General features: G+C 57.1%; 1 protein-coding gene. It reads right to left on the bottom strand.

Going from position 1 to position 1748, the window contains the following annotated elements:
• Positions 1–37: 37 nt before the first annotated feature.
• A protein-coding gene (locus ACYVL5_RS23560) for an IS3 family transposase (RefSeq protein ID WP_460597986.1) occupies positions 38–1581 on the bottom strand; the annotation gives its coding sequence in 2 pieces (ribosomal slippage) (positions 38–1113 and positions 1113–1581; 1545 coding nt in all).
• Between the last annotated feature and the right edge of the window lie 167 nt (positions 1582–1748).

Genomic DNA, 1748 nt, shown 5'->3' with positions numbered 1-1748 from the left:
CGGCGGGTGTCAAGGTAGTTGTCGCCTCTGCTGAGTTTTAAGCTGCGGCGAGTATGATTTCCGGCGCAGGCTCAGGATTAAGGAAAACGGCCCCCACGGGGTCCCAATTTCGGATGCCTTTAGACCACCGAGCAGGGTTCTGCTGGCGGGCCTTCTCGTAGAGATCCCTCCTGCTGTCGAGAATCGCCTTCTCCCTGCCGAAGTGGCGGTCATCGGGGGTGACGAAGCGAATGCCACTGTGCAGATGCTCGGTGTTGTACCAGGAGGTGAAGCCATCGACCCAGGTCTGAGCTGCCTCAATGCTTTCGAAGGGTTTGCTGGGATAACCAGGCCTGTACTTCATGGTTCTGAACAGTGATTCCGAATAAGGGTTGTCGTCACTGACCTGTGGCCTGCTGAACGAAGGCACCACCCCGAGTCGCTGGAGAGTTGCTAGCATCGTCGCCCCCTTCATCGGGCCGCCGTTGTCGGAGTGAAGGACGAGGCCGGCCGGGTCTATTTTGAGTCTGCGACAGGCTTGCAAGAAAAGCCATGCGCTGTAGTCGTTACTTTCTTTTGCAAATACTGTGGCGGCCACGATCTTGCGACTCCAGATATCCATGATCAGGTAGAGATAGAAGAATTGGCCGACGATGGGGCTTTTGAGATACGTGATATCCCAAGACCAGACCTGGTTAGGGCCTGTTGCCACATGTTCTTTGGTCTTACGGCCCGTAGCTGGACGAGAGGGTTCTCGGTGTTTGATTTGCCCCTCTTCTCGCAGCACACGGTAGAAGCTCGACTCCGACGCCACGTAGCTCCCCTGGTCGGCCAATTGAGGCACGATCTGCTTCGGCGAGAGGTCGCGAAATTCCGGTGAGTTGGCGACATCAAGGATGTTCTGCCGCTCTGCGGGATCAAGTTTGTTTGCCGGAGTCGAAATGGGCCCACGCCGCCTATCCGCTCCGTCGCCTTGCAGATCCCAGCGCTGAAGAGTTCTGATGCTCAAACCAATGGCCTCCGCAGCCGCTTCAAGTCTTGCGCCGGAATTGGTCGCTTCTTCGATAAGTTGGCGGATCATTTGCCGTTCTTCTTGTCCGTGGGCTCTTCCTCGCCCCCCCAGATCGACTGGACTTTTTTTTTGAGAATTATGATCGCGGCAGCCTCCGCCAATGCCTTCTCTTTACGCTGAAGCTCTTTCTCAAGCTGCTGAATCTTCTTGGCTTCCTCGCTATTCTTCGTGGAGCGCGGAGGCTTTTGGAGCCCTGACAGCATCATGCTGCGCCACTCCCGCAGTTGGGCCTCGTGAATGCCATTGCGGCGCAAAAAGGCGCCCAGCTGTTCTTCCGGGATCATCTCGGCTTCAGTAACGATCTTGAGCTTCTCTTCCGCGGATCTGTCTTGGGGACGTTTAGGGGGCATTACACTCTCGGGGTGTGCCGACGAGCTGTCGGGCTGGGTCGCAACGCTCGCATCTCGAAGCCAGCGCGACAGTGATTGTTGAGGGACGCCCACTTCTCGTGCGAGAGCGGTAGCCGAAATTGCGTTCGGGCCGGCCATCCTGCGGACCATGTTGGCCTTGAAACCTTCTGTGTACGTCATAATAGATCCTTGCTGCCCCCAAGTGGTGAGAAAAAAGCGGGCGGCAGGATCTTCAGTTCGCGATTTCCGTGAGGCGCCGGCGAGCTCGCTTCGCTCACCGCCTCACATCGTCACAAAACCAAAACCAAACGGCCCCTCAGAGGCGACAACTATCCTGACACAGGGGG

The organism is Geomonas sp. Red276, assembly GCF_054784495.1.
The sequence above is the reverse complement of the archived record's forward strand: the minus strand, read 5'-3'. Positions and strand labels throughout refer to the sequence as shown.